Origin of the sequence: Akkermansia muciniphila (assembly GCF_018709685.1) — a bacterium.
GTDB classification, from domain to species: Bacteria; Verrucomicrobiota; Verrucomicrobiia; order Verrucomicrobiales; family Akkermansiaceae; genus Akkermansia; species Akkermansia muciniphila_E.
Genome location: NZ_JABDHQ010000008.1, coordinates 91983 through 115893, shown reverse-complemented (window position 1 = coordinate 115893; position 23911 = coordinate 91983). Strand labels below are relative to the sequence as shown.

The 23911-nt window shown below is 58.7% G+C and carries 22 protein-coding genes and 1 riboswitch; of the genes, 9 read left to right on the top strand and 13 right to left on the bottom strand.

Annotated features, from left to right (window positions below; translation table 11 throughout):
- Positions 1–26: 26 nt before the first annotated feature.
- The 6 genes from HHJ06_RS07090 to HHJ06_RS07065 all read right to left on the bottom strand — a co-directional run bounded on the left by HHJ06_RS07090 (position 27) and on the right by HHJ06_RS07065 (position 6198).
- Entirely contained in the window at positions 27–437 is a 411-nt protein-coding gene (locus HHJ06_RS07090; protein WP_215428652.1) for a hypothetical protein, read from the bottom strand.
- A 50-nt stretch (positions 438–487) separates the two neighbouring features.
- The gene (locus HHJ06_RS07085) at positions 488–1183 is read right to left on the bottom strand and encodes a hypothetical protein (RefSeq protein ID WP_215428651.1); all 696 of its coding nucleotides are present in this window, start codon (positions 1181–1183) and stop codon (positions 488–490) included.
- 306 nt (positions 1184–1489) lie between these two features.
- A complete protein-coding gene (locus tag HHJ06_RS07080) occupies positions 1490–3103 on the bottom strand; it encodes an aspartate:alanine exchanger family transporter (protein WP_215428650.1) in 1614 nt (537 codons plus the stop codon).
- 11 nt (positions 3104–3114) lie between these two features.
- Positions 3115–3831, bottom strand: coding sequence for an anaerobic ribonucleoside-triphosphate reductase activating protein (locus HHJ06_RS07075; RefSeq protein WP_215428649.1), 717 nt, complete (start codon positions 3829–3831; stop codon positions 3115–3117).
- A gap of 26 nt (positions 3832–3857) precedes the next feature.
- Positions 3858–4109, bottom strand: coding sequence for an anaerobic ribonucleoside-triphosphate reductase (nrdD, locus tag HHJ06_RS07070; protein ID WP_251841453.1), 252 nt, complete (start codon positions 4107–4109; stop codon positions 3858–3860).
- Positions 4102–6198, bottom strand: a complete 2097-nt coding sequence (locus HHJ06_RS07065; protein ID WP_215428648.1) for a ribonucleoside triphosphate reductase — start codon at positions 6196–6198, stop codon at positions 4102–4104. Before HHJ06_RS07065 ends, nrdD begins: the two co-directional genes overlap by 8 nt.
- A 152-nt stretch (positions 6199–6350) precedes the next feature.
- A riboswitch (cobalamin riboswitch) is annotated at positions 6351–6526 on the bottom strand.
- A gap of 272 nt (positions 6527–6798) precedes the next feature.
- Between HHJ06_RS07065 and HHJ06_RS07060 the strand changes: the two genes are divergently transcribed.
- Positions 6799–8985 carry a glycoside hydrolase family 88 protein gene (locus HHJ06_RS07060; protein WP_215428647.1) on the top strand — a complete coding sequence of 729 codons (2187 nt, stop codon included), beginning with the start codon at positions 6799–6801 and terminating at the stop codon, positions 8983–8985.
- Positions 8986–9051: 66 nt separating this feature from the next.
- Here HHJ06_RS07060 and HHJ06_RS07055 read toward each other — a convergent pair whose 3' ends face one another.
- Positions 9052–10776, bottom strand: coding sequence for a phosphoethanolamine transferase (locus HHJ06_RS07055; RefSeq protein ID WP_215428646.1), 1725 nt, complete (start codon positions 10774–10776; stop codon positions 9052–9054).
- 181 nt (positions 10777–10957) lie between these two features.
- On the opposite strand from HHJ06_RS07055, the gene HHJ06_RS07050 reads away from it, so the two are divergent.
- Together HHJ06_RS07050 and HHJ06_RS07045 are read left to right on the top strand one after the other, a co-directional pair.
- Positions 10958–11308 (top strand): hypothetical protein, encoded by a 351-nt coding sequence (locus tag HHJ06_RS07050; protein ID WP_215428645.1) that lies wholly within the window; start codon positions 10958–10960, stop codon positions 11306–11308.
- A gap of 67 nt (positions 11309–11375) precedes the next feature.
- Positions 11376–11777, top strand: a complete 402-nt coding sequence (locus tag HHJ06_RS07045; RefSeq protein ID WP_215428644.1) for a hypothetical protein — start codon at positions 11376–11378, stop codon at positions 11775–11777.
- A 119-nt stretch (positions 11778–11896) separates the two neighbouring features.
- On the opposite strand, the gene HHJ06_RS07040 is transcribed toward HHJ06_RS07045, so the two are convergent.
- Positions 11897–12445 carry a rubrerythrin family protein gene (locus HHJ06_RS07040; protein WP_215428643.1) on the bottom strand — a complete coding sequence of 183 codons (549 nt, stop codon included), beginning with the start codon at positions 12443–12445 and terminating at the stop codon, positions 11897–11899.
- Positions 12446–12650: 205 nt separating this feature from the next.
- On the opposite strand from HHJ06_RS07040, the gene HHJ06_RS07035 reads away from it, so the two are divergent.
- Complete coding sequence (locus tag HHJ06_RS07035; RefSeq protein WP_215428642.1) at positions 12651–13157, top strand: hypothetical protein; 507 nt, start codon at positions 12651–12653, stop codon at positions 13155–13157.
- A gap of 205 nt (positions 13158–13362) precedes the next feature.
- Here HHJ06_RS07035 and HHJ06_RS07030 read toward each other — a convergent pair whose 3' ends face one another.
- Positions 13363–14511, bottom strand: a complete 1149-nt coding sequence (locus HHJ06_RS07030; protein WP_215428641.1) for a M42 family metallopeptidase — start codon at positions 14509–14511, stop codon at positions 13363–13365.
- 89 nt (positions 14512–14600) lie between these two features.
- Positions 14601–16223, bottom strand: a complete 1623-nt coding sequence (locus HHJ06_RS07025) for a beta-N-acetylhexosaminidase (RefSeq protein WP_251841452.1) — start codon at positions 16221–16223, stop codon at positions 14601–14603.
- A gap of 156 nt (positions 16224–16379) precedes the next feature.
- Between HHJ06_RS07025 and HHJ06_RS07020 the strand changes: the two genes are divergently transcribed.
- A complete protein-coding gene (locus HHJ06_RS07020) occupies positions 16380–17579 on the top strand; it encodes an MFS transporter (RefSeq protein WP_215428639.1) in 1200 nt (399 codons plus the stop codon).
- 28 nt (positions 17580–17607) lie between these two features.
- Here the strand turns inward: HHJ06_RS07020 and HHJ06_RS07015 are convergent, their stop codons facing one another.
- Positions 17608–18768: an alkaline phosphatase gene (locus tag HHJ06_RS07015; RefSeq protein ID WP_215428638.1), complete on the bottom strand. Its 1161-nt coding sequence runs from the start codon at positions 18766–18768 to the stop codon at positions 17608–17610.
- Positions 18769–18855: 87 nt separating this feature from the next.
- A complete protein-coding gene (gene mscL / locus HHJ06_RS07010) occupies positions 18856–19269 on the bottom strand; it encodes a large conductance mechanosensitive channel protein MscL (protein ID WP_102714863.1) in 414 nt (137 codons plus the stop codon).
- Between the two features lie 193 nt (positions 19270–19462).
- Here mscL and HHJ06_RS07005 point away from each other — a divergent pair, with 193 nt between their 5' ends.
- From HHJ06_RS07005 to HHJ06_RS06990, 4 genes are all read left to right on the top strand, one after another.
- On the top strand, positions 19463–20719 hold the full coding sequence (locus tag HHJ06_RS07005; RefSeq protein WP_215428637.1) for an aspartate aminotransferase family protein: 1257 nt from the start codon (positions 19463–19465) through the stop codon (positions 20717–20719).
- Positions 20720–20744: 25 nt separating this feature from the next.
- The gene (locus tag HHJ06_RS07000) at positions 20745–21203 is read left to right on the top strand and encodes a hypothetical protein (RefSeq protein WP_215428636.1); all 459 of its coding nucleotides are present in this window, start codon (positions 20745–20747) and stop codon (positions 21201–21203) included.
- A 121-nt stretch (positions 21204–21324) separates the two neighbouring features.
- Positions 21325–21891, top strand: a complete 567-nt coding sequence (gene efp / locus HHJ06_RS06995) for an elongation factor P (RefSeq protein WP_215428635.1) — start codon at positions 21325–21327, stop codon at positions 21889–21891.
- A 161-nt stretch (positions 21892–22052) separates the two neighbouring features.
- Complete coding sequence (locus tag HHJ06_RS06990; protein ID WP_215428634.1) at positions 22053–22706, top strand: GDSL-type esterase/lipase family protein; 654 nt, start codon at positions 22053–22055, stop codon at positions 22704–22706.
- Between the two features lie 150 nt (positions 22707–22856).
- On the opposite strand, the gene HHJ06_RS06985 is transcribed toward HHJ06_RS06990, so the two are convergent.
- Positions 22857–23816 carry a glycoside hydrolase family 16 protein gene (locus HHJ06_RS06985; protein ID WP_215428633.1) on the bottom strand — a complete coding sequence of 320 codons (960 nt, stop codon included), beginning with the start codon at positions 23814–23816 and terminating at the stop codon, positions 22857–22859.
- Positions 23817–23911: the final 95 nt, after the last annotated feature.

The window sequence follows — 23911 nt, the reverse complement described above, 5'->3', positions numbered from 1 at the left end:
TCTTCTGTTTTATAGGAAACGGCTTATCATTCAATTTTAATGGTACCCTGCTTGATTAGTTTGGCCGCTTCCCGTTCTATCTCTTTTTGATGCTTTTTCATGTAGGCCTGATAGGCTTCTTCGATATCGAATCGGATGATCATGACCCATTCATCATCTTCGTTTTTCAGATCAAACTCCGAATAGTGACGGCTATCAAAATAATCCTGTTCCTGACCTTCTCCAACAATTCGGTAATCCGGATAATGTTTTTTCACATATTCCCGTTGTTTTTCCAGAAGCTTATCCAAATCTTTCTCATTAAAAACAGCAGGGTTTGTAATGGTTGGGATATCCTTGTTTTCTTCTTGCTGCTCAGGAGAAACTTCTTGCTGTTGTCTGTCTGGTTGGCGGGACTTCTCTTCCTGTGCTTCAATCTGGCTGGCGATCCCCAACATGCAGGACATTAATATAGCGAGTATATTTAATATAGATTTCATGATTCTGTTCAGGTTATTGATGGTTTTTGCAATCTGCTTCCGGCTTTCTCCGGTTTGATTTTTTTCCCCTCAATGAATTGCTGTGCCCATGCGAGGTCTTCAAGGCTGTCTTTACCCCGGAATATAATGGCCCATTCCCAGGGTTGCAAGGTGTCTGCCTGTGGATAGCATCTGGCGTGGTGATGGGAATCCCGGGAGAAATTAAATTTGGCGATGCATTCCTCGGGAGAGAAGGTGTTCGCAACAAGGGCGGCTCCAAGCGCCATGCTGAGTTCAACAGAATTGAGCTTTTGATCGCTGGTATTCCAGATTCGGTAAAAAACGGAAAGGGTATTTTTGCTGGCAGGACCGGATTGGGCGAGCATTTTAAATACTTCCGGATGGCTGGAAAGCCATTTCCTGAAGACCTGATCCTTGAGTTCCTCCTGAGTGAACGGCTTGCCATCTTCGGCAGTATTGAAAAATTGGTGCAGGTAGCACAGTGACGCTACTTGTGGAGAATGAATCAGTTCTCGTATTTTTTCGATAGTAAGCGGGCCGGAGTCAAGCCGACTGCGCATGACTTCCCGGGCTTTACCGGTAATGAAGGAGGAGCGTCCCTCAGAAAGTAGTGTCTGTATGTCTGATTCAGATGAAGCCAGCGCGGCAGGGCTCTCTGGCAGCATGAGTATGCTGAAGAGGAAAATCCAGAGGATATTCTTCATAGAGTGCTTAGGGTAGGTTAAAAGGGTAAATATTACGCTAGAGAAAATTGATATAATGTCAATAAAAAGATGTATTTTTTGAGTATGAAAAAATAATCGTATGTTTTACTTATATACCATAATAATGGTGAGACAATTGATTTTGAGAGGGATTGGACTGCTGGAACCGGACCTGGGATTATTTCGTTTCTACCCTCTCCGGAGGATTTATGAAAAAGGGGTTCCATTCGGGAAAAGAATGGAACCCCTTGGTGAGGTGGTAAAGTAGAGGAGATTGTTTTTTGGGCCGGATTGTTTCCGCCCTTGTTAAATACCCACCACGCCGCCAATGGTCTGGATGATGACCTTCGCAATGATGGTCATCAGGATGAGGGCCACGGGGTAGGCGGTGGCATAGCTGACCACGGGAGCCTGGGAGTCCGTCTTGCTGGCGATGGCGCCCAGGGCCGGGGTGGAGGTCATGCCGCCGCAGATGCCGCCCAGGCATTCCAGGATGTTCATCTTGAAGACCTTCATGCCCACGAAGTAACCGGCGAACATGCCGGAGCAGGTGACGATGACGCCCATGATGAACACGGCCGCGCCGTGCGTGGCTACGGTGGTGACTAGGTCTGCGCCGCCCTTGATGCCGGCGTCCGCCAGGAAGAAGACCAGGCCCAGGTCCTGTAAAAGAAGGCGGGTGGGCCGCGGGATGTAGCCCACGATGGGACCCAGGCGGCCGAAGTGGCCGAGCAGCAGGGCGACGATCAGGGGGCCGCCCGCAATCCCCAGGGAGATGCCCAGGCCGTTGCCCAGGCTGAAGTTGACCAGTCCCAGAATGATGCCGAGCGAGAGGCCGAACCCGAGGGAAAGAAGGTCCGTCTGGTTCATGTCCTGGCTGCGGTGGCCTATTTTGTCCCCGTACTTGGTGAGGTTTTCCGGAGAACCCACCACGGTCAGCACGTCATTGCGCTCCAGCGTGGTGTCCCCGGTGGGGACGAAGGTGAAGCCCAGGCGGGAGATGCGGGAGATGATCACGCCGTCCGTACGCAAGGTTTTCAGGTCGCGGAGCTTGCGCCCGGCATAGTTCTTGTTGGTCAGGATCAGCTTGCGGCGCTCCTTCTGGGAGTCCATGGGGTAGGGGTTGTCACATACTTCCCCCAGGAAGGCGACGTCATGCGGCATCGTATCACTGTTGCCCACAATGAGGACTTCCGTTCCTTCCCGGAACGTGTCTTCCGGCGTCAGGGGCATCAGCCTGTCGTTGCGCACCACGCGAGTAACCATGCAGTGCAGGCCGTCCAGCAGTTTGCAGTCCGCAATGTTCTGGCCGATCAGGTTGGGCTGCGTGACGCGGACCAGGCGGGAGATGATGCTGGCCTCCTGCTTGGAGTGCATGGCCTTGGCTTCCTTGTTCAGGTCAAAGTGCAGCAGGCGTGGCAGAAGCTGGACGAACAGGACTACGCCCACCACGCCGAACGGGTAGGCGATGCCGTAGCCGATGCTGACGCCGCTGCCGGAGGCTCCCGGCAGGCTTTCCGTGGCCGCCGCCAGCGCCGGGGTGCTGGTGCACGCTCCGGCGAAGATGCCGGAAGAGATTCCCGCGGGCACCTCGAACCAGATGCCGAACAGGCAGGTGAAGAGGGCGGAGACGCCTACAATGACCACGGACATGACTGCCAGCTTGCTGCCCTGCTTGGCGATGGCGGAGAAGAAGCGGTTGCCCGCGCTCAGGCCCACGCAGTAAACGAAAAGCGCCAGGCCGAGCTGCCCTACGCCGTTGGGGATGGCCAGGCGGTAGTGCCCCGCGGCCAGGGCGACGAAGAGCACGCCGGAGAGGCCGAGGTTCAGGCCGTATATTTTAATGCTGCCAAGGGCGATGCCGAAGAAGATGATTCCGAAGAGAACCAGGGTGTTGTGATTGAGCAGGATGTCGAACATGGTCGGCTGGGTCAGTCTTCTCCCGGGGCGAACTCAAAGTTGCGGAAACGGACGGGGATGGAGGCGGCCTCCAGCCGGGTCCGGTCAAACAACCGGCTTGGCGCGGGAAGAGAGTTGAGTGTTTGTTGGGTCAGGTAGAAATTTTGCACGAAGTAGTTGCCCCCATACCCGCGCTTTGTCAAGTCGCGTATGATGTTGTTGACGTGATCTTCCGTCAATAAATCGGGATGGACGGTGGTTCTGACTTCAAAAGCGGTTTCAGAGGCGATCAGGTAGTCCAGCGTTTCAGAAAAGGAGGGGAACAGGTCCGGCCTTCCGGTGACGGCGCCGTATTGTTCCGGGGGCGCCTTGTAGTCCAAGGCAATGTAGTCGCAAAGCCCCTCTTCCACCAGCGTTTTCACCACGGCGGGCCTGGTGCCGTTGGTGTCTATTTTAATCGCGAAGCCTAGCCGCCGTATCTCGCGGCAGATGGGGATAAGGTCGGGACACAGCGTGCATTCGCCGCCGGACAGGACTACCCCGTCCAGAAATCCCACCCGATCTCTCAGGAAATCAAGGTAGTCCGTCCGGTCTCCGGCAGGAGAGCCCGTTCCTCTGACCAGGGAGACGTTGTAACAGTACTGACAAAACAAGTTACAGCCTCTCAGCCAGAAGATGCAGGCCACCTTGTCCGGAAAATCCAGCAAGGTGAGCGGCGTGATGTCCGCTATGCCCCGGCCCGTTCCCATTGACTTCGCATATGTTATTGGGAAAATTACCGCGGCTGTTCCGTCCGGGCGGAGCAGGGGCAGGGACGGCCCGGTTCCACAAAGTGGACGCGGTCATGGAACTCGCCCTGTTTGCCCGCGTTGAAGGTTTCCACAGGGCGGTGATAGCCCATGACGCGCGTGTAAACGGTGCAGCGGGTCCGGTCCTGTGCGTATTTGCTTAATATTTCCTGCTTGGTCATTGTCGTATTGATGGTTGGGTTTTGAAACGAGGCGGTCGGTTGAAAAGGGTTATTCATGCCTGTGGAGGTGGAGCAGCTCCTCATCGCAGAAGGGGCAGTACTGGTGTTCCCCGCGCAGGTAGCCGTGCTTCTCGCAGACGGAGAAGAGCGGAGTGACGGTCAGGTACGGCATGCGGAAGCGAGTCAGCACCTTGCGGACGATGTCCCGGCAGGCTTCCGGGGAGCTGATGGCTTCATTCATGTACATGTGGAAGACGGTTCCCCCCGTATAGCAGCACTGGAGTTCGTCCTGGAGCTGGAGCGCCCGGAACAGGTCGCTCGTATGGTCCACGGGAAGCTGGGAGCTGTTCGTGTAGTAGCGCTGCCCCACGGGTCCCGCCTGGAGGATGTCCGGATAGCGTTTCTGGTCTTCGCGGGCGAAGCGGTGCGTGGTGCCTTCCGCGGGCGTGGCTTCCAGGTTATACAGGTTGCCCGTTTCCTCCTGGTACTCCTGCATGCGCAGGCGGATGAATTCCAGGATTTCCTCCGCAAAGGCCCTGCCTTCTTCGGAGGTGATGTCCATCGTGTCGTTGGAGAAGTTGCGCAGCAGCTCGTTCATGCCGTTGACCCCGATGGTGGAGAAGTGGTTGCGGAAGGTGGGCAGGTAGCGTTTGGTGTAGGGGTACAGGCCGCGGTCGTACATCTCCTGCACGAAGGCCCTTTTCTTTTCCAGGCAGGATTTGGCTAGGTCCAGCAGTTCGCCCAGCCGGGCGAACAGGGCTTCCCGGTTCTGCTTGAAGAGGTAGCCCAGCCGGGCCAGGTTGATGGTCACCACGCCTATGGAACCGGTCATTTCCGCGGAGCCGAAGAGGCCGCCGCCGCGCTTGAGAAGCTCCCGCAGGTCCAGCTGCAGGCGGCAGCACATGGAGCGCACGGCGTCCGGCTTGTAGGCCCGTTCGTCCGGCACGCGTTCCCCGTCTTCATTCACGGTGTACTGGCTGCCGATGAAGTTCTGGAAGTAGGAGGAGCCGATCTTGGCGGCGTTTTCAAACAGGAGGGGCACGTTTTCCCCCTCCCAGTCAAAGTCTTCCGTGATGTTGACGGTGGGGATGGGGAAGGTGAAGGGCTGTCCCGTGCTGTCCCCTTCCGTGAGCACTTCATAAAAGGCCTTGTTGATCAGGTTCATTTCCTTCTGGAAGTGCTTGTAGGTCAGTTCCGTCAGCTTGTCCGCGCCGCGTTCCCGCGCCAGGGCCAGAAGGCCCGGGTCCTCCATCCCTTCAAAAAGGTGCTCCCCGCCGCTGAAGGGGGCCTGGTCCCGCAGGTCGCGCGGCACGGTCCAGTCAATCGTGACGTTGGTGAAGGGGGACTGCCCCCAGCGTGAGGGCACGTTCAGGTTGTAGACGAAGCTGCGGATGTCCTTCTTGATGCGCGTGAAGTCCGCCCGGTCCTTGAAGGCGTAGGGCGCCAGGAAGGTATCAAAGGAGCTGAACGCCTGCGCGCCCGCCCACTCGCTTTGCAGAATGCCCAGGAAGTTGGCCATCTGGCCCAGGGCTTCCCGGAAGTGGCGCGGGGGGCGGCTGTTCACGCGGCTGCGCACGCCATTGAATCCCTCGTTGAGCAGGTTGCGGAGGCTCCACCCGGCGCAGTACCCGGTCAGGCAGTCCAGGTCATGGATGTGGTAGTCCCCTTCACGGTGGGCGGCGCCTTCCCGGGCGGAGTAAACCTGGTCCAGCCAGTAGTTGGCGATCACCTTGCCCGCCGTGTTGTTGATGAGACCGGCGTTGGAGTACGTGGTGTTGGAGTTGGCGGCGATGCGCCAGTCGCTCTGGCCGATGTATTCCTCTACCGTCTGCTTGCAGTCCACGTACGTGTTGCCGGAATAAAGGCCGCCGAGCTGTTCGCGCTGCATTTTGTGCAGGAAGCGGTAGGTGATGAAGGTCTTGGCCGTGTCAAAGTATCCGCACCGGAACAGGGCGCGTTCAATCATGTCCTGGATTTCTTCCACGTGCGCGCTGTCCTGGTGGGTCAGCTTGGCCTCCACTTCTTCATAAATGGAACGGTTGTAGGCGGTTCCGGAGCTGTGGAAGGCGTTTTTGATGGCCTCCTCGATTTTATAGCCCTGGTATTGTTCCTTTTTTCCGGAACGTTTGATGATGCTTGTTGCCATGGTGGATGTCTCGCTTGGAAGGGATGATGACCGTTCATCCGCGAGCCTGGGCAAAAGCCTGGAAAAATCATAGGCAGGGGCCGCCGCATGCGTGCATTTTTAACAAGGGGCACGATGAGGACCTGTGCGTATGTTCATCCTGTCCGCGGGATGGGATACGGGGGCATCAGGTCGTCTTCTGGCTTCCGGTGCGACATGTGATGGGGACTTCCCGGCTGCCTGGGCAGTCAGTGTCCGGTCCATCGTCTACCGGTTACAGCGGCGCGTCCGCGACGGATTTTCACCGTCTTCCGTTACCTGCGCTGAAACGCAATGAACCACAGAAAGGAACTTCGCGCAAGGAAAATGTATAAATGATGTATTAAATATTTGTTAGTATACATCATGTTGTATATGCCGGGTGCGGAATGATTGATAACGCGGCATTCCTTTCCGTCATGGCACCATATGTGCCCTTGTCTCCTTTCCCGGTCCGGAGGAAAGCGGATAGAATGAAAAGAAGAATCATCCCTTGCGGAGAAATTTCCGTACGGCTTTTTCCGTATCAATAAAATGCGTTTCTTTTTCTCTACAAAAAACGGATGGCGGAAATCCTTCCTGATGCTGGTTCTTCCCCTTCTCTCTGCGGGGAATCCTGCTTCCGGCGCTTCTGCGGACTGGAATGAAAAGACCATCCGGGACAATCTCCAACTGGTGGCGGAATGGCAGGCGGAGCATCCCAAAAAGCGCTCGCCGCTGCATTGGACCTACGGCGCCTTTTATTCCGGCATGGTTCAGTACGGCCTGTCCGTTCCGGAAGGGCCGGGATTGCCGCTGCTGAGGAAAGCGGGGGAGGAACAGGAATGGAAAACCCTGAAACGGCATTACCATGCGGACGATCACGCCGTGGGGCATGCCTGGATGGAAATGGCGATGGAAGACGGCAATCCCGCCGCGGCGGAAAAGATACGCGCCGTGCTGGACAAGGTAATGAACCGGCCTTCCTCCGCCTCCCTCCAGTTCCAGACACCCCGGTGCCAGGACCGCTGGAGCTGGTCGGACGCCCTGTTCATGTCCCCTCCGGTATTCGTGAAGCTGGCGGCCTATACCGGGGACCGCCGTTATCTGGAATTCATGGACAAGGAATACAAGCTCACCTGCGACTATCTTTTTGACCGGAAGGAAGGACTGTTTTTCCGGGATTCCCGTTACTTCACCATTCCGGCGGGCAATGGGAAAAAGATGTTCTGGAGCCGGGGCAACGGCTGGGTGATTGCCGGACTGCCGCTTATTCTTCAAGACATGCCCGCGGACTGGCCTACCCGTCCCTTTTACGTGGACCTGCTCAAGCGCCTGGCGGCGTCCCTGAAAAAATGCCAGTCGCCCGACGGTTCCTGGCACGCCAGCCTGCTGGACCCGGAAGAGCCGCCCCTGAAGGAGATGAGCGGCACCCTGTTTATCATGTACGGGATGCTGTGGGGGGTGAACCAGGGGTATCTGGACGCGAAGGAATACCTTCCCGTCATCCGCAGGGCCTGGAAGGCCGCCTGTGATTCCGTCAACGCGGAAGGCGCGCTGGGCTGGGTGCAGCCTATTGCGGACAAGCCGGGGCATTATTCCGGGGAGGATACGGAAGTGTACGGCGCGGGCGCTTACCTGATGGCCGGCACCGAGCTGCGCAAGTACGTCATTGGCCGTGATCATCCGCAGAAAAAGACCGTGACCGTCACGAATCCCCTGAACAGGTTCCGGCCAGGTGAAACCGTGGCGGTTCCGTTGCCGTCCGGAGCTTCCGGGAATGCGTCTTCCCTGCGCGTCTTTGACGTGCGCCACGGGCGGGTGATCCCCCACCAGGCGGTGGATACGGATGGAGACGGCAGGAAGGATACCCTCCTGTTCCAGGGCAATTTCCGGCCCGGAACAGCCCGCGATTTCTGGATTCTGAACCGTTCCTCCCTGAAGGCGGCCCCTCCCGCGGACGTCTGTTTCAGCCGTCCTGTGCCGGAGCGCCTGGATGATTTTGCGTGGGAAAACGACCTGACGGCGCACCGGATTTACGGCCCGGCCGTTGCCAGACCCGCCCCGGCGGGGGAAGGGCTGGTTTCCAGCGGAACGGACGTGTGGAGCAAGCGTGCGGGAGTTCCCGTCATCAATGAATTTTACAAGAAGGGAGATTACCACCGGGACCATGGCAGCGGCCTGGACATGTATAACGTGGGACCGGGCCGCGGCTGCGGAGGCATTGCCGTGTTCAGGGATGGGAAACCGCATGTGTCCGGTAACTGGGCCAGCGCCCGCACCCTGTACAACGGTCCGGTCCAGACGGCCTTTGAGGTGGTTTATGCGCCGTGGAACATTGGCGGCGGCGTGCGCGTGGCGGAGAAGCGGAGAGTGACCCTGGATGCGGGAAGCCGTTTTTCCAAAGTCCGCAGCACCCTGTCCATTCAGGGAGCTGAAACGGTTAAGGCGGGTGTGGGAATGGATACCGGAAAGGGCAGGAACAATTATGAAACGGTGGCGGCGGAACGGAAGAACGGAGGGCTGATTACTGCGTGGAGCAATCCCCGGAAGAATGACGGGCGCTTTGGAACCGCGGTGATCGTACCGTGGCTGCCGGAAGGCCGGGCAGTGGAGTCGGAGGGGTGCACCTACTGGACCCGGGAGATCGGGAACGGAAAGGCTTTTGACTGGTACATGGGGGCCGTCTGGGACAAGGCCTCCCCGGTCAAATCCGCCGCGGACTGGGAAGCGGAAGCGCGCCGTGTCCGCGAGTGCATCGGGAATCCCCTCCGGGTGAAGGTTCGGTAGGGCCTCCGGCCGTTTGGCGCCCCGGGCGGATGGGCGCTGTGCAAGCCTTCTCCGCCCTTTTCTCTTTTACCGGGGCGGCTGTTGCTGCGCGGGTGCGGCCAGCCACTCCGCCAGCATTTCGGGCTGGAGGGGCGCCGGGGTTTCCCGGGCGTCTGGAGAAGCTAGGTTCAGGCCGTCCCTGACGACTTCCGAGCGGATGGAAGCCAGGGAAAGAAGAGTGTGGAAAATGTGGTCGTGGGAAACGGCTTTCAGGCGGTTGGCCTTCAGGGCGCGCACCATGTCCGGATAGCGCGAGGCGAAGGCGTCGGAATACCAGACGAACATCGCGGGGCGGTAAACCGGAGGCAGTACGTGCCCCTGGAACATTTTCCCCTCTTCCCCCAGGGCTACCCCGTGGTCGGAACAATAAAAATAAATGGCAGGCCTGTCTTTCAACCGCGCAATCATGCGGTGGACGGAGGCGTCCAGGTCCACGATGGAATTATCGTACGCGTTGACGGTTTCTTCCAGATGGGCCTTGGGGTCATCCATGTTGCAGGAGGCCGGAGTAAAGCGCCCGGCCTGCTCCGGATAACTGAACGCCATGTGGCTGCCGTTGTTGTAAATGACGTAAAATTGCTTGTTCCGTCCATGCTGTTTCAGGGATTCCTCCAGCACCAGGGAGGTGCGTTCCTGCATCATTCCGGGCGTCTGGTGCAGGGGCGGCGTCTGTTTCCGTTCCCGGCAGTTCCGGGTCAGGATGCCCAGGGAATAGTCATGGATGGAGTCTCCGCACAGGTCCATGATCCGGACGGTGCGGAAGCCGTGCTTGTTGAACAGGTCAATGAAGGAGGAATGGGCGGGACGGCGGCGGGACAGTTCCGCATCCGTAAACATGCCGATGGCGGAAATCCGGGTCACGATGCCGAAGGAGGTGGCATGGGGGAAGGAAACCACGTTGGGTTCCCGGGAAAGCAGGGGCATCGTGTTCCGGTGGTAGCCGTTGAGGGAAAGGTGGTCCGCGCGCACGCTCTCGCCCATGTGGAACACCACGGCAAGATCGTCCGGCGCATCGCACCCGGAAAGGGGTTCCGCGCAGGACGGCAGGTTCCGGAGCTCATTGAAGCTGCTTGCGTCCTGGGTGATGTATTCGTCCGCCAGCTTGTACGCCATCACAAAGTCCACGAGGGGCCAGCCCTTGGCCTTGTCCGAGGTGTAGTAAAGGTAAAGGGGTTCGGAGCTGTAGGAGGTGGCCGGAATGCCCAGCAGCAGAAAAATTCCGTACAGGCCCCAGATGCAGGCCAGCGCGCCCCACGTGGCTTTCTGGCGCAGGGAGCGGCGGCTCCAGTAAATGGCCAGGTAGATGAAACCCGCCAGCAGCAGGGCCCCGGTGACGGTGGCGGCGGTGCAGAAAGCGCAGGCTTCCCGGAAATTGGTTTCCGCCATGCTGGAGAGGACGGAAAGGTTCAGGGTCAGCCCGTACCGCATCTGCATCATGTACAGGCCCGCGTTGAACAGGATGACGGCAGGAAGAACCACGTACGCGGTGAAGCGGTATTTCAGGCAGAGAAGGATAATGCCGCAGAGCAGGGAGGCGGAACAGGCGATGCCCATGCAGCTCATCAGCACGCTCTGGCCGTCATTCAGTACATACGGATTCACCACCAGGGCCGCCGCAAGGCCGGCCGCCCACAGGCAGCGCATGCGGCGCGGAAAGAACGCGGCGCGCAGAGCCTGGAAGACGGCGGAAAGAACGCCTGGCTGGTCCGCGTACCGTTCTACGGAACGGGTGGGTGCATGGGGAGGGGTCATCGCAAAGAAAGGATAAAGTATTCTTCCTGCTTGAAGGGGAGCGCCATTGTAAGGGTTTCACAGTGATGCTCAAGCAGAATATGGAGGGCCTTTTTTCCGGCGTGCTCTTTCTACGTAAAAGGAAAAGACCTTTTCCCTGTTGTTATTGACAATGGTAATTCTGAGGTAGCATAGGGAAACCATGGAAAATCAACCTGTTGGGCGGCAGGGCTCCGATGGCCTCAAGATAGCTTCCGTTGTCTGTGTGATAGTTGCCCTGGCACTGTCATGGATGGCTGCCGCTTGCGGCATCGGTTATATTCCCGGAATGGTATTGGGGGCGGCCGGCATGGCATTGGGTGTGGCTTCCGTGGCCTGTGCCGCCATTATCTTATGCAGAAAATTCTTTGCCTTTGGAATCCTGATGATTTTTGCTGGATTGATTGCTGCCGGAGTCGCTGAAAGCGCATGTAATTATATGGTGAACAAGCGTGGCCAAGGTCCTCCCGTGGAATGCCGGAAGCAAATCCGGATACAGCGTGAGGAGGGATGACCGCCGGGAAGCCGTAAAAGGGCAGGCCTTACGGTTATGGTTGACAGAAACAATCCGGGAAGAGTATATGAAACTTATGGATAATCAATACGTTGCGGGACAATGTTCCGGTACCCTCAAAAGCGCCGCCGTCGCTTGCGCCGTGGCAGGCGCTGTTCTGCCATGGCTTGGAGCGCTTTCCGGTACCGGATTAATCCCTGGAATAGCGCTGGGAATAGCCGGCATTCTGCTGGCGGTGGCTTCCGTGGCCTGTGCCATTGCCGCCTTGTGCAGAAAATCCGTTGTATTCGGCATCGTCATGATTTTTGCGGGACTGGTTGCCTGCGGCATTGCTGAAAGCGGGGTCATGTACTTGATGTTCAAGCATGGGGAAGAGTCCCAAATGAAATGTTCAAAACAGGTTGGGGAGAGAATCAGCGTAACCTGGAGCCTGGAAAACCAGAAGAGCCGGGAGGAAAAAGACAGGTAGGGTTTTTTCCCATGGACCGCTTCTGCAAGTGGCAGGGGGGGCCGGCTTGTAAAAAACCGCCCGGAATGTTCCGGGCGGTTTTCATGTGCCATGGATGGCCTCCGGTGCTCAGGCGGAGTTTATCCGATGACGAGGAATTTTTCAGCCTTGGTCCCGCAGAGGGGGCAGGCGTCCACGCCTTCCAGGGACTTGAAGGTGTCCCCGCAGACCAGGCAGATCCAGTACTGCCTGGGAAGGGCGCTGGTGTCTCCGTCTTCTAGAGCCTTGAGGGCGGCGGCGTAAAAATCTGCGTGTTCCTTTTCCGCTTCCGTGGCCCACGTGAAGGAACGGACGGCGGCCTTCTGGCCTTCTTCTTCCGCCACGGCGATGAATTCGGGGTACATGCTTTCGAATTCATGGGTTTCCCCGGCAATGGCGGCTTTCAGGTTTTCCGCGGTAGTTCCCACATGAATCTGGATGTCGATAGGGTCCATGGAGGCGCCCAGTTTTTCCAAAACCTTGTTGTGGTTGGCGGCGTGTACGGATTCAGCCTTGGAGGCGGCTTCAAACAGCCGCTGGATAAGGGGCTGCCCTTCCTGGCCCGCTTTGGCGGCATAGGCCGCGTACGTGGCGGAGGCTGTGCTTTCTCCCGTAATGGCGGCTTTCAGGTTTTCTATGGTTTTAGTCATCGGGAATGAATTTATAATAATTCTAAAAAGAAGCAACTGAAAAAATCCTTTTAGAGCAGAAAAAATGCAAATTCCTCTTTCTGCGGCATCACGGGGAGATGTTACACAATGAGTCATTGACGGGTGCATGATGAACCTGTACAACGGAAACGTTATGAAGAGCATTGTAACAATTAGTTCGGCATGTGCCCTGGCATTTGCAGGTATGGCTTCCGCTCAGGACGCCCCGGCTCCGGCACCCGCCCCGGCCGCTGAAACCCCTGCCGCGCCCGTTGCGCCGGCCGCTGAAGTTTCCAAGGAAGCAAAGGAAGCCGCTGACCAGATGCTGGCTTTGATGAAGGAAATGTCCGCCACGCTCAGCACGGTGAAGGACAAGGCCACCGCAGACGCGGCCGCTGAAAAGATGGCCAAGATCAATGAAAAGGGTGAAGCCCTTTCCAAGAGCGCCCAGAAGGTCCAGGCTGAAATGGATGCCGCCATGCAGGCACGCCAGGCTGAACTCCTGCCTATTTTCATGGGCATGATGACCGACATGCAGCGTTTGCAGCAGGCTGACTTCTTCGGAAGCCAGGCGCTGAAGGACGCCATGAAGCAGACCGGAGCCTCCGGTCCGGAAGAAGGCGTTGAAGTGGAGGAAGAAGAAGTGGAAGTGGACGCCGTTCCGGCACCCGCCCCCGCTCCCAAGGAAGCTCCCGCTCCCGCCGCCAAGTAACTTTCTTTTCCAGGATTGATTCTCCTCCGGTATCTTTGGATACCGGAGGATTTTTTATGGCGAGACGCCTTGCCTGAACGGGGCAGGGCCGGGTACGGCGTGTTGCCGGAATGCTTGAAAACGCGGAAAGATGCCCAAAAACAAGGCAGGCCGCCTCCGTTTCCGGGGCGGCCTGCCGGGTGTGATGAATCAATGGTAAGGCGTGTTATTTGGCCTTTTTCTTTTTGGCGGCGGCTTTGGCGGGCTTGGCTGCCGTCTTGGATGCCTTGGCGGGTTTTTCTGCGGGGCATTCATTGACGGAGTTCCAGGACCAGTCCCATTTGTCCACGTTCATGGCACAGGCGGTCAGGAGCGCCACGGAAGCGTCCAGGTCATCCTTGTGCGCCATTTCAATGACTTGGTGAACGTTGCGGGTGGGAACGGAGATGGCCCCGGCAATGGAGCCGCCCGGTACGAACTTTTGCATGGCGCCTGCGTCCGTGCCGCCCGCGGGCAGCATTTCCACCTGCCATTTGATTTTGTTGGCGTCCGCCATGGCCTTCATGAACTTCACCATGCGGCGGTCCGCAATCACGGAGCCGTCATACAGCTTGATGGCGGCCCCTGCCCCCAGATGGGAGACCTGGTCGTGGGCCGGGGTGCCGGGAATGTCGCAGGCGATGGTGACGTCCAGCGCGATGGAAAAGTCCGGCTGGATGTCCAGCGTGCCGGCCTGGGCGCCCCTCAACCCCACTTCCTCCTGGACGGTGAAGGCGGCCACGAAGTTGCAGGAGGGCTTCTTTTTGGAAGCCTTGATGGCGCGGAGGGCTTCAATCAGCACGTAGCACCCGGCGCGGTTGTCCAGGGACTTCACGTTGACGCAGTCCCCCATTTCCACCAGGTCGCGTTCACGGGTGACGGAGTCGCCCACGGAAACGTATTTTTCCACTTCCTCCTTGCTCATGCCCAGGTCAATGAAGAAATCAGTCACTTCCGGCAGCTTGGTGCGTTCCGCGGGAGACATCACATGGATGGGTTTCACGCCCATGACGCCGATGAGGTCCTTCCTGCCGTGGACGATGACGCGCTGGGCCGTCAGCGTCTTGGCGTCAAAACCGCCCAGGGGAAGGAATTTGATAAACCCCTTGTCGTCAATGTGACGGACCATGAAGCCGATTTCATCCATGTGGGCGGCGGCCATCATGGTTTTTTCCGTGTCCTTGCCTTCTACAATGGCAATCACGCTGCCCAGATTGTCCACGCGCACGGCGTCCACCAGCGGGGCCACTTCCTGGATGATAAAATCACGGATTTTGTCTTCAAACCCCGGAGCGCCCGGAGTTACGCAAACCTGACGAAGCAGTTCCAAATTCATAATGCCGCCAATGTACTGGTTTTCGTGAAGGTTGGCTAGTCCATAATGCGGCCTCCGGAAGGAGGCCCGGCAGGGCGTTCCTCCCGTTTTTACCGGCGTTCCCGGGTAATGACGGCGTCCGGCTGCGCGGGTGCCCCGTTGTCCGGGCGCTTGTAATTGACGCGCCGGGCGTCCAGGAACGGGAGTTCGCGTTCCATGCGGTTTTTGAAATCCTTCTCGTTCTTCAGTTCCCGCGGCGTCCAGGCCACTTCCGCCAGCGCCAGGGCGCGGGGAAAGACGTGGTATTCCCATTTCGGCAGGTTGGGAATGTATTCCGTCCAGATGTTCGCCTGGCAGCCCAGCACCTGTTTTTCCCGTTCCCTGGGCGTGCCCTGCGGGACGGGTTCCAGGGAGTACACGCGCTGCCAGGCCAGGTTGTCATTGTTGATGGTTTCATATTCCGGGGCGGACGGCTTGCCGGGGCCCTGGTCATAGTCAAAGTACAGATGGCTGTTGGGCGTCATCACTACGTCATTGCCCTGTTCCAGGGCGTGCCGGGCGCTGTTCGGCATCCAGCTTCGCCAAACCATCATGGTGGCGGTGGGGGAGAGGCCGCCCTCCTGGATTTCATCCCAGCCGATGAGTCTTTTGCCGTGCTTGTTGATCATTTTTTCCACGCGGCGGATGAAGTAGCTCTGGAGTTCGTTCTCATTGGCAAGGCCGTTGTCCTTCATGACCTGCTGCGCCGCGGCGGACTGCTTCCACTGGTCCTTGGGCGCTTCATCCCCGCCGATGTGGATGTAGGGGCTGTCCGGGAACAGGAGGCACACTTCGTCAATCACGTCTTCCAGAAAGCGGAAGGTCTTTTCCGTGGGGGCGAACGTGTAGGGGTGGACGCCCCAGGTTTCCTGCACTTGGGGCGCAAAGCCCGGGATGTCCGTGTTGCCCAGTTCCGGATACGCGGCGATGGCGGCGGAGGCGTGGCCCGGCAGCTCCACTTCCGGAATGACGGTGATGCCCCGATCCCTGGCGTATTGAACCACCTCCCGGATTTCGTCCGCGGTGTAATGGCCGGAGTAGGGGATGCCGTCCGGCTTGTTGCGGCTGCCGATGACGGGGGACTGCGCGCGGGCTCCGCCGACGGCCGTCAGCCGGGGGTACTTGGCAACTGGGAGCCGCCATCCCTGGTCGTCCGTCAGGTGCCAGTGCAGCGTGTTGAATTTGTACCTCTCCATCAGGTCCAGAATCTTTTTGATGTCCCGCACGGGCATCATGTGGCGGCAGCTGTCCATCATCAGGCCGCGCCACGCAAAGCGGGGCCGGTCCTTCACGTCCATGTGGGGAAGGGCGTGGTCTCCGTTCCCGTCCGTGACGATGCTCTGCATGAGGCTTTGAAGAGCGTACAGGGCGCCGTTCCGGCCTCCGGAGGCAATGGAAATGGAATCCGGCGTTACGGCAACGCGGTAGCCTTCCCCGCCCAGGGCCGCGTCTTCCGTAAAGGCGACGTCCGCTCCGGATTGAACCAGCGACGTTTTAATGCCGTTATCCTTGAAAATACGTTCCGCCTGGGTGGAGAGGGGCTGCCCCTCCGGCAGCCTGACGCCTTCTTTCAGGGAGAAACCGGGTTCCCCGGTTTTAACCTGCATGGCCGCGGGCAGCGGAATGATGTGGGGCGTTTCCTGAACTGGGGCGGATGCGGCACCCCAGCAGAACGGAGATAAGCAGAAAGTCATGGCAGGGAAAAGATGTCTGGGAATCATAGCTTAAGTACGCGGCATTCAGCCAAAAAATTCTTCCCTGTGGCGTCTTTTTCCCTCCGCGGGAAGAAAAGCCGCCGCGTAAAAATAGCGGTTGCCGCGCCCGGGCTCCTGTGAGAGTATCCCGGCGCTATGAGTAATCCCGCTTCCCCGCCTGTCAGGAAGACGATGGTGTTTGTGCTGCTGGCGCTTTTTCTAGGCCAGTTCGGGAGCGGCGTGTATGACCTCATTTTCAGCAACTTCCTGCGTGACGCCCAGCACCTGGACGTGGAGATGCGCGGGTTTATTGAACTCCCCCGGGAATTGCCCGGCATCCTCTCCCTGTTTGTAGTCAGCCTGCTGTTCATGTTCAATGAGGTGCGCGTGGCCGGGGTGGCGTGCCTGCTGATGTTCGGCGGCATGTACGCGCTGGCCGCGTGCAGTGCCGGAACCAGCCTGTGGGTGCTTTCCGCGTGGATCCTGACGGTGAGCCTGGGGCAGCATGTCCTGATGGGGATGGTTGACACCATCGTCATTCATACGGCGCGCCCGGAAAACCGCAGCCTGAGGCTGGGGCAGATGAAGGCGCTGGGGACGGCGGCTGCGCTGCTGGGCGCCTTGTGCGTCTGGATCAAGTGGAAATTCAACCAGTCCTTTGCCGTGGACTTCTTCGTGACGGGCGGCGTGTGCCTGCTGGCGTTCGTGTTCCTGAGCCGTGTGAAAACGCCGGTCTTCCCGCAGCGGCGCGGATGGCGTCAGTGCTTCGTCTTCAAGCGCAGGTACGCCGTTTATTACGGGCTGGAAATCCTGCACGGCATCCGCAAGCAATTGTACCTGACCTTCGGCTTCTGGCTGATGGTCAGCACGCTGGGCCAGCCGCCCGGGTACATCGGAAAAACCCTGCTGATTGCCGGTGTCATCGGGTTGGGCACCCAGCCTCTCATCGGCTGGAGCATCAAGAAATACGGGGAGAGGAAGGTGACGATTTTCGACAGCATGGCGCTGTCCCTCCTGTGCCTGGCGTACGCCTTTGCCCCGGAGCTGCTGCCCCTCCACTGGGCTGTGGGGGTGGTGACCGCCTGTTTTGTGCTGGATAACCTGTTGTTTGCCCTGGGCATGGCCCGCAGCACTTACGTGGCCCGCATCTGCGAGAAGCCGGAGGACATCACCCCCAGCATCTATACCGGGCTGGCCATCAACCACGTGGCCTCCATCGCTTACGGCGTGCTGGGCGGCGTGATCTGGATGAAGACGGGAGGGCCGCAGGCCGTGTTCCTGATCGGCGGCCTGGCTACCGTAGGGGCCGGACTGGTGGCCCGGCACATGGAGGAGCCGCGGCGGAACGGGGCCTAGCCGGGCAGGGGAGGGCGGAACGGACCGTTCAGATGTCCTGCCGTGCGGCTGGGACCCCGGGCGCCCCTTTTTTAAAGGCTTCCATGATCTTGCGGAAGATGTCCGTATTTTCATAAATGCCCGTGAAAGCCCCGCTTCCCGCGCCGAAGGCATAAACCGGAACGGCTATCCCGTCATGGCTGCCGGAACCGAACCGGGCTGTTATTTCCCCCTTCTCCCGGTTGCCTCCCGTGAGGGCGAACGCGCCCGTGTTATGGTCCGCCGTAATGACGACCAGCGTGCCGGGATGGCGTGAGGCCCAGTCCAGCACGGCCCCGGCGGTCCGGTCAAAATCCAGGAGCTCCTCCATCATTTCCTCCAGCTTGTTGCTGTGCGCGGCCTTGTCGATGTTGGAGCCTTCCACCATCAGGAAAAATCCGTTGGGATTCCGGGAAAGGGCGTCCAGCGCCTTCAGCGTGGCCCGGCGCAGAACGTCTCCCCGTTTGGAGGGAGGGGGCAGGTTGCCGGGGGCCGTGACGGCCAGCGTTTTTCCGGGCGGCAGCGCGGCGGCCTCCTCCCAGGTGCGGGCGACCCGGTAGCCCTGCGCCTCCATCTCCTTGAAAATGTCCCTTCCGTCCGGTCTTTGCGTGAAATACTTGCTCCCGCCGCCAAAAATGAAGTCAGCGCGGGAACGGGGATAATCCCCTATGATGCCGTAGGAATCCGACCGTTGTTCATTGTTGGCGCAGAAGGCGGCCGGAGTGGCGTCGTTCAGCTCGCAGGTGGCGATTACTCCGGTGGATTTGCCCATGTCCGCCGCCTTGTCCACCAGGGAATCCAGCCTGTTGCCCTTGGGGCACACGGCCACCCTCTTGTAGAGCGTCTTGGTTCCCGTGGCCATGGCGGTTCCCGCAGCGGCGGAATCCGTTACCAGCTTATCAGCGCACCACGTTTTGGCAATGCCCGTGACCGGGCAGTTCTCAATGAACAGGCGGCCCCGGTTGGCCGCCCAGGCGGCGGAAAGGTGATGGATGCCCATGCCGTCCCCGATCATCAGGATGACGCTGGTGACGGGGGCGTTCCGGTCCGGCTCGCGTATTTCCGTTACGGGGTAGGGATGTTCCAGAACGAAGCGCTGCGCCTCCCCCGCCGTGAGCAGGGACGGGGCAAGCAGCAGGACACAGGCCAGGGAGCGCAGCGGGGAAATCATGCCGCCACTTTCCCGCCCGCAAGGGAACAAGTAAAGAGGAAAAATGTGCCGGTTCCGCCGGGAACCGGCATGGACCGGATGAGCGGCTTATTTGGCGTCCGCCTGCTTTTGCAGGATGTCCCGGATTTGTTCCAGCAGGACGACGTCATCCGGCTTGGGCGCGGGGGCCGCGGGCGTTTCTTCGCTCTTGCGCCTCATCGTGCCGATCAGCTTGATGGCCACGAAGACGGAGAAGGCAATGATCACGAAGTCAATGGTCGCCTGGAGCAGCTCCCCGTACTTCAGTTCCACATCTCCCAGTTTCAAGGTCAGGTAGGCCAGGTTTACGCCGGAGGTGAGGTACCCGATGATGGGGGTGATGATGCTGGAGACGAAGACGGAAACAATCTTGTTGAACGCGGCGCCGATGACGACCGCCACGGCCAGGTCAATCACGTTGCCTTTCAGGGCGAATGCCTTGAATTCCTCCAGAAATCCTTTGACGTTGAAAAAGCGGGCCATGATGAATCGGTGTTGATGATTTATTTCATTCTGAAGGCAAAAGAATAAAAGAAAAGAAAAAATGAACTTCCCCCTCCGGAACAGAAGTATGACCACCGTGCCCGGCAAAATGTGAGAATCATGACGTGGCTCCCAAAAAAATCATTTACAGACGAGGCCAGAAGCGCAAACTACACGCGTATTACCTTAGCTTATGAACACAGAAGAAAAACTCAACCAGTACGTACTTCATTCCTATGGCCGTTATCCCATGGCTGCCGTCCGCGGGGAAGGCTCCCGCCTGTGGGACAGCACCGGGAAGTGCTATCTGGACTTCTGTGCCGGAATCGCCACCTGCGTGCTGGGGCACTGCCATCCCGCGGTAACGCAGGCCCTGCAGAAGCAGGCGGCCACGCTGGTGCACTGCTCCAACCTGTACCAGATTCCCCAGCAGGCGGATCTGGCGGAATTCATCGTTACCAAGTGCGTGGAGCGTCCGGGAAAAGTCTTTTTTGCCAACAGCGGAGCGGAATCCAATGACGGGTTGATCAAGGTGGCGCGCCGCTACGGGCACCGGAAGCCCCAGCCGGACGGCAAGCCCCGTTTTGAAGTGCTCACGTTCAACAAATCCTTCCACGGAAGAACGCTGGGCAGCATGTCCGCCACGGGGCAGGATAAAATCAAGATAGGCTTTGACCCCATGCTGCCGGGCTTCCGCCACCTGCCTTTCAATGACCTGGAAACGGCCCGTGAAGCCATTCGCCCGGAAACCGTGGCCTTCATGCTGGAAACCATCCAGGGTGAAGGCGGCGTCAACTGCGTGACCCCGGAATTCCTGCGCGGGCTGGCACAGTTGTGCAAGGAGCATGATCTGCTTCTGCTGATGGATGAAGTGCAGTGCGGCTTTGGCCGCTGCGGCGACATCATGGGATGGCGCGCCGTTGCGCCTGACGTGGAGCCGGACGGCATTTCCTGGGCCAAGGCGCTGGGAGGAGGCTTCCCCATCGGCGGCTTCTGGATTTCCGACCGCGCCATTGACGACCAGGGCACGGAGCTTGCCTCCATCATGGACCCCGGCTCCCATGGTTCCACGTACGGCGGCAATCCGCTTGGCACTACCGTGAGCCTGGCCGTGCTGAGGGAAGTAGTCTCCCAGGGCCTCCCGGAACGGGCGCAGCGCCTGGGCGCGGAAATCCGCGCGGAAATAGAATCCTGGAACCTGCCCGTGGTTCAGGGCGTGCGCGGCCTGGGCCTTCTGCTGGGCATCGGCCTCAACCCGGAGATGGTGGACGCGCCGGAAGGCAAGACCGTTGCCTCCGTGGTAGTGGAAGCCCTCCGGCAGGAAGGCCTGCTTTCCGTTCCCGCGGGTCCGGAAACCGTCCGTCTCCTGCCTCCCCTGAACGTAAGTGAAGAGGAAGTCCAACAGGCGCTTGCCATCATCAGGCGCGTGCTTAAGACATACGTTAAATAGTAACCTGACTCCCTGCTTTATTGTCATGAAGGATGAATCCATCAAAGCCCCCGGCAATGCGATAAAGCAATATTCCATCATGCTCCAGAACCGGGTGGGGGCGTTGTCCGCCCTCCTGGGCCTGCTGGACATGCACGGCATCTTCTGCCTGGGCTTCAGCATGCATGACTGCCATGAGGCGACTATTGCGCGCCTGATCGTCAGCGACCCGGAGCGGACGTCGGAAATCTTTCTGGAAAAAGGCATCTGCTACACGGAATCCGAAGTGCTGGTGGCCGTCCTCCGCCACGGCCCCGCGGACCTCAAGAAATGCCTGGACGTGCTGTATGCCGCGGAAATGAACGTCAACTTCCTGTATCCGCTCCTGCCCTGTGCGGCGCGGGGTTCCCTGGTCGCCCTCCATGTGGAGGATCTCAACTTCGGGCGCACCGTGCTGAATTCCAGCGGCATCAAGGTCCTGTTCCAGCAGGACCTCAGCCGGTGAGAACGGCGTTTTTCCGCTTGTTTTTGCTGCCGTGCAAAAGGCGTTTTCTCCAAGCGCATCAAGGGTTTGGCGCGTTTTTTCAGCTTGACGGGAGGGGAAAACATGGTATGGTACGGGCCGCATGGCAAAAGTACCCGTAATCAATCTTCGCAAGGGACACGCGGTTAATCATAACAATGACGTTTGCGTTGTAGTCAGCATGGAGCACAAGTGCCCCCCCCGCATGGCTTCCTATGTGCAAATGAGCATCCGCAGCATTTCCACCAAGAAGGTGTACAACCTTCGCCTCACTTCCAACGAATCCCTGGAAGGCGTGAACCTCGCCCGTGAGGAATATGAGTTCAGCTACATTGACGGCATGGGCTACCACTTCATGAATCCCGATACGTACGAAGACATCACCGTGTCTCCGGAAATCGTGGAGCCCGTGAAGGATTACCTGATGGAAGGCAATATCTACATCCTGCTTTTCACGGATGAAACGGTTGTCTCCGTGGAACTTCCCGCCGCCATCACCATGGAAGTGGCGGAAGCCCCGGAAGGCGTCAAGGGCGACAGCGCGAACAACGTATACAAGTCCGCCACAATGACCACCGGACTGGTGGTGCAGGTGCCCCTCTTCATCAAGCCCGGTGAAAAGATCTCCGTGAAAACGGAAGACGGCTCCTACCTGGGCCGCGTAAACTGAAACATTCCCTTTTCCTGGTATTCAAGAAGCCCCGCCGGTTTTCCCGGCCGGGGCTTTTTCATGCCGGGGCCGCGTGAAAAAAGACCAGAAAGCGGCCCGGTGTACGGGCTTTACATTTGAAGGCGCTTCCAGTAAGTCATTTTCATTGTAATATTTACTCCATGAAAAAGTTCATTGTCTTATTATGGATAGGCCTGCTGGCCGCTTTGCTGCCGGTGGATTGCGCCGCTGCGGTGAAGCTGGCCTGTCTGGGGGACAGCATCACCGCCGGGATGAGGGTCGGGAAGGAAGACTGCTGGGCGTCCCGGATTGCGAAGGCTCTGGACAAGAAGGCGGAAGTGGGGAACTTCGGCATTTCCGCCCGGTGCCTGCTATTCAGGGGAGACCGCCCCATCACGCGGGAGAAGGTTTATCGGGACGCGCTGGCGTTCAAGCCTGACGTGCTGCTCATCGGCCTGGGCACCAATGACAGCAAAAAGGTAAATTGGAGCCACAAGGATGATTTCGTGGACAATTACAAGGAGATCATCGCGGAGTTCCGCAAGCAGAATCCCAAACTGAAGGTTTACTGCCTGCTGCCCATCCCCTCCCAGGAAGCCAGGGAAGGCGGGATCAGCAGGGAATGCATTGAGAAGGAAATCATCCCTCTTATCCGGCAGGTGGCCAGGAGCACCAAATCCAGGGTGATCGACCTCAACAAGGTGATGAAGGACAAGGACGGCCTGCTGGTGGACGGCGTGCATCCCAATGCGGAGGGGCACGCCCTCATGGCGGAACACATTCTCCTGGTTCTCAAGGGAAAGGCTACGGAATAACGGCCTGCCCCCGTTCCCGGAGGCAGGGGTTTTCCAAGAGAAGGCAGGGAGGAACAAATGGACCTTATGGGCGCGGGGCCGCTGGAATCCCTTTTACCTTGCCCTTTCCGTCCATCCCGCACGCCCCTGTCTTATTAAGGCGGAACGGTTTTACCGGGAGGCCTGCTGTTTCTTTTCCGGCTGGGCCGGGATGGTTCCCTTGTGGGGGGAGTCCTTTTTCTGGTAAATCCGGACGTAGTCTATTTCATACTTCTGGGGCAGCGGCAGTTTGTTGAGGTCTCCCCCGGTGGCGCCAAGGGCCAGGTTCAGGATAATGAAATGAGGCTGGCGGAAGGGGTTGGCTACTTCCTTGTAAGTGGCGTTGACGATATTGTCCAGGGGGGTCTTGTTCAGCAGAATGTCGTCCGCATACAGGCGCACTTCCTTTTCATCCCAGTCCATGCGGAAGACATGGAAGCTGTCCGCCCAGTCCGGGTGCCTTTCCTGAAGCCATTTGAGGGGCGTATAGGTGGTGCTCCATTTGCCCACATGTTTTTTGGGGGAACCCCAGCAGAGGTTGGCCAGGTAAGTAGACTGGTAATACTCCATGATGTCTATTTCTCCGCACATGGGCCAGCCTTCCTTGACTCCCATGGTCCAGAACGCGGGCCACATGCCTTCCCGCGGGCTGAATTTGGCGCGGATCTCAAAGCGGCCGTACAGCCAGGAGAATTTGCCGCGCGTGGTCAGGGAGGCGGAGGTATAGTCCGCCTCCTTCCGCGTGGTCTGCCAGCTCTTCCCCGCCGGATCGTAATGGGGATTGGCGCGTTTTTCCTTTTTGCCTTCAATAATCAGCATTCCATCCTTGCAATAGGCGTTCTCCGGCTGGTACCACTGCGCCTCCTTGTTGCGGACAAAGCCGTGTTCGTAATTCCACTTGGCCGGGTCCGGACGGCCGTCCTTGTCAAACTCGTCGTGCCAGACGAGTTCATAACCGGAATAATCCGCTTTTTCCACCACCCGGTCAGCCTTCTTGACGCCGTCCCCGTGGAGGGAGTAGAGCTGGGCGTGGAGGGGGGTGGACAGCAGGGCCGCGCAGGCCGTCGCTCGTAATAGGGAGGTAATATTCATGGAAAAATAGAATTGTTTTTCTTGTTACGCAGGAGCGGGTGTTTTTTTGTCATTTTTTATTGGAAAAAGGTGAAGCCGTGAAAGCGGCTTGAGAA

Bases quoted from the DNA above. Each gene is read 5' to 3' on its own strand.
- HHJ06_RS07030 (WP_215428641.1), bottom strand. From the start codon at position 14,511: ATGAATTTGGAACTGCTTCGTCAGGTTTGCGTAACTCCGGGCGCTCCG.
- HHJ06_RS07025 (WP_251841452.1), bottom strand. From the start codon at position 16,223: ATGACTTTCTGCTTATCTCCGTTCTGCTGGGGTGCCGCATCCGCCCCA.
- HHJ06_RS07020 (WP_215428639.1), top strand. From the start codon at position 16,380: ATGAGTAATCCCGCTTCCCCGCCTGTCAGGAAGACGATGGTGTTTGTG.
- HHJ06_RS07090 (WP_215428652.1), bottom strand. From the start codon at position 437: ATGTTGGGGATCGCCAGCCAGATTGAAGCACAGGAAGAGAAGTCCCGC.
- HHJ06_RS07080 (WP_215428650.1), bottom strand. From the start codon at position 3,103: ATGTTCGACATCCTGCTCAATCACAACACCCTGGTTCTCTTCGGAATC.
- HHJ06_RS07040 (WP_215428643.1), bottom strand. From the start codon at position 12,445: ATGACTAAAACCATAGAAAACCTGAAAGCCGCCATTACGGGAGAAAGC.
- HHJ06_RS07055 (WP_215428646.1), bottom strand. From the start codon at position 10,776: ATGACCCCTCCCCATGCACCCACCCGTTCCGTAGAACGGTACGCGGAC.
- HHJ06_RS07085 (WP_215428651.1), bottom strand. From the start codon at position 1,183: ATGAAGAATATCCTCTGGATTTTCCTCTTCAGCATACTCATGCTGCCA.
- nrdD (WP_251841453.1), bottom strand. From the start codon at position 4,109: ATGAATAACCCTTTTCAACCGACCGCCTCGTTTCAAAACCCAACCATC.
- HHJ06_RS06990 (WP_215428634.1), top strand. From the start codon at position 22,053: ATGAAAAAGTTCATTGTCTTATTATGGATAGGCCTGCTGGCCGCTTTG.
- HHJ06_RS06985 (WP_215428633.1), bottom strand. From the start codon at position 23,816: ATGAATATTACCTCCCTATTACGAGCGACGGCCTGCGCGGCCCTGCTG.
- HHJ06_RS07045 (WP_215428644.1), top strand. From the start codon at position 11,376: ATGAAACTTATGGATAATCAATACGTTGCGGGACAATGTTCCGGTACC.
- efp (WP_215428635.1), top strand. From the start codon at position 21,325: ATGGCAAAAGTACCCGTAATCAATCTTCGCAAGGGACACGCGGTTAAT.
- mscL (WP_102714863.1), bottom strand. From the start codon at position 19,269: ATGGCCCGCTTTTTCAACGTCAAAGGATTTCTGGAGGAATTCAAGGCA.
- HHJ06_RS07065 (WP_215428648.1), bottom strand. From the start codon at position 6,198: ATGGCAACAAGCATCATCAAACGTTCCGGAAAAAAGGAACAATACCAG.
- HHJ06_RS07060 (WP_215428647.1), top strand. From the start codon at position 6,799: ATGCTGGTTCTTCCCCTTCTCTCTGCGGGGAATCCTGCTTCCGGCGCT.
- HHJ06_RS07050 (WP_215428645.1), top strand. From the start codon at position 10,958: ATGGAAAATCAACCTGTTGGGCGGCAGGGCTCCGATGGCCTCAAGATA.
- HHJ06_RS07005 (WP_215428637.1), top strand. From the start codon at position 19,463: ATGAACACAGAAGAAAAACTCAACCAGTACGTACTTCATTCCTATGGC.
- HHJ06_RS07035 (WP_215428642.1), top strand. From the start codon at position 12,651: ATGGCTTCCGCTCAGGACGCCCCGGCTCCGGCACCCGCCCCGGCCGCT.
- HHJ06_RS07075 (WP_215428649.1), bottom strand. From the start codon at position 3,831: ATGGGAACGGGCCGGGGCATAGCGGACATCACGCCGCTCACCTTGCTG.
- HHJ06_RS07000 (WP_215428636.1), top strand. From the start codon at position 20,745: ATGAAGGATGAATCCATCAAAGCCCCCGGCAATGCGATAAAGCAATAT.
- HHJ06_RS07015 (WP_215428638.1), bottom strand. From the start codon at position 18,768: ATGATTTCCCCGCTGCGCTCCCTGGCCTGTGTCCTGCTGCTTGCCCCG.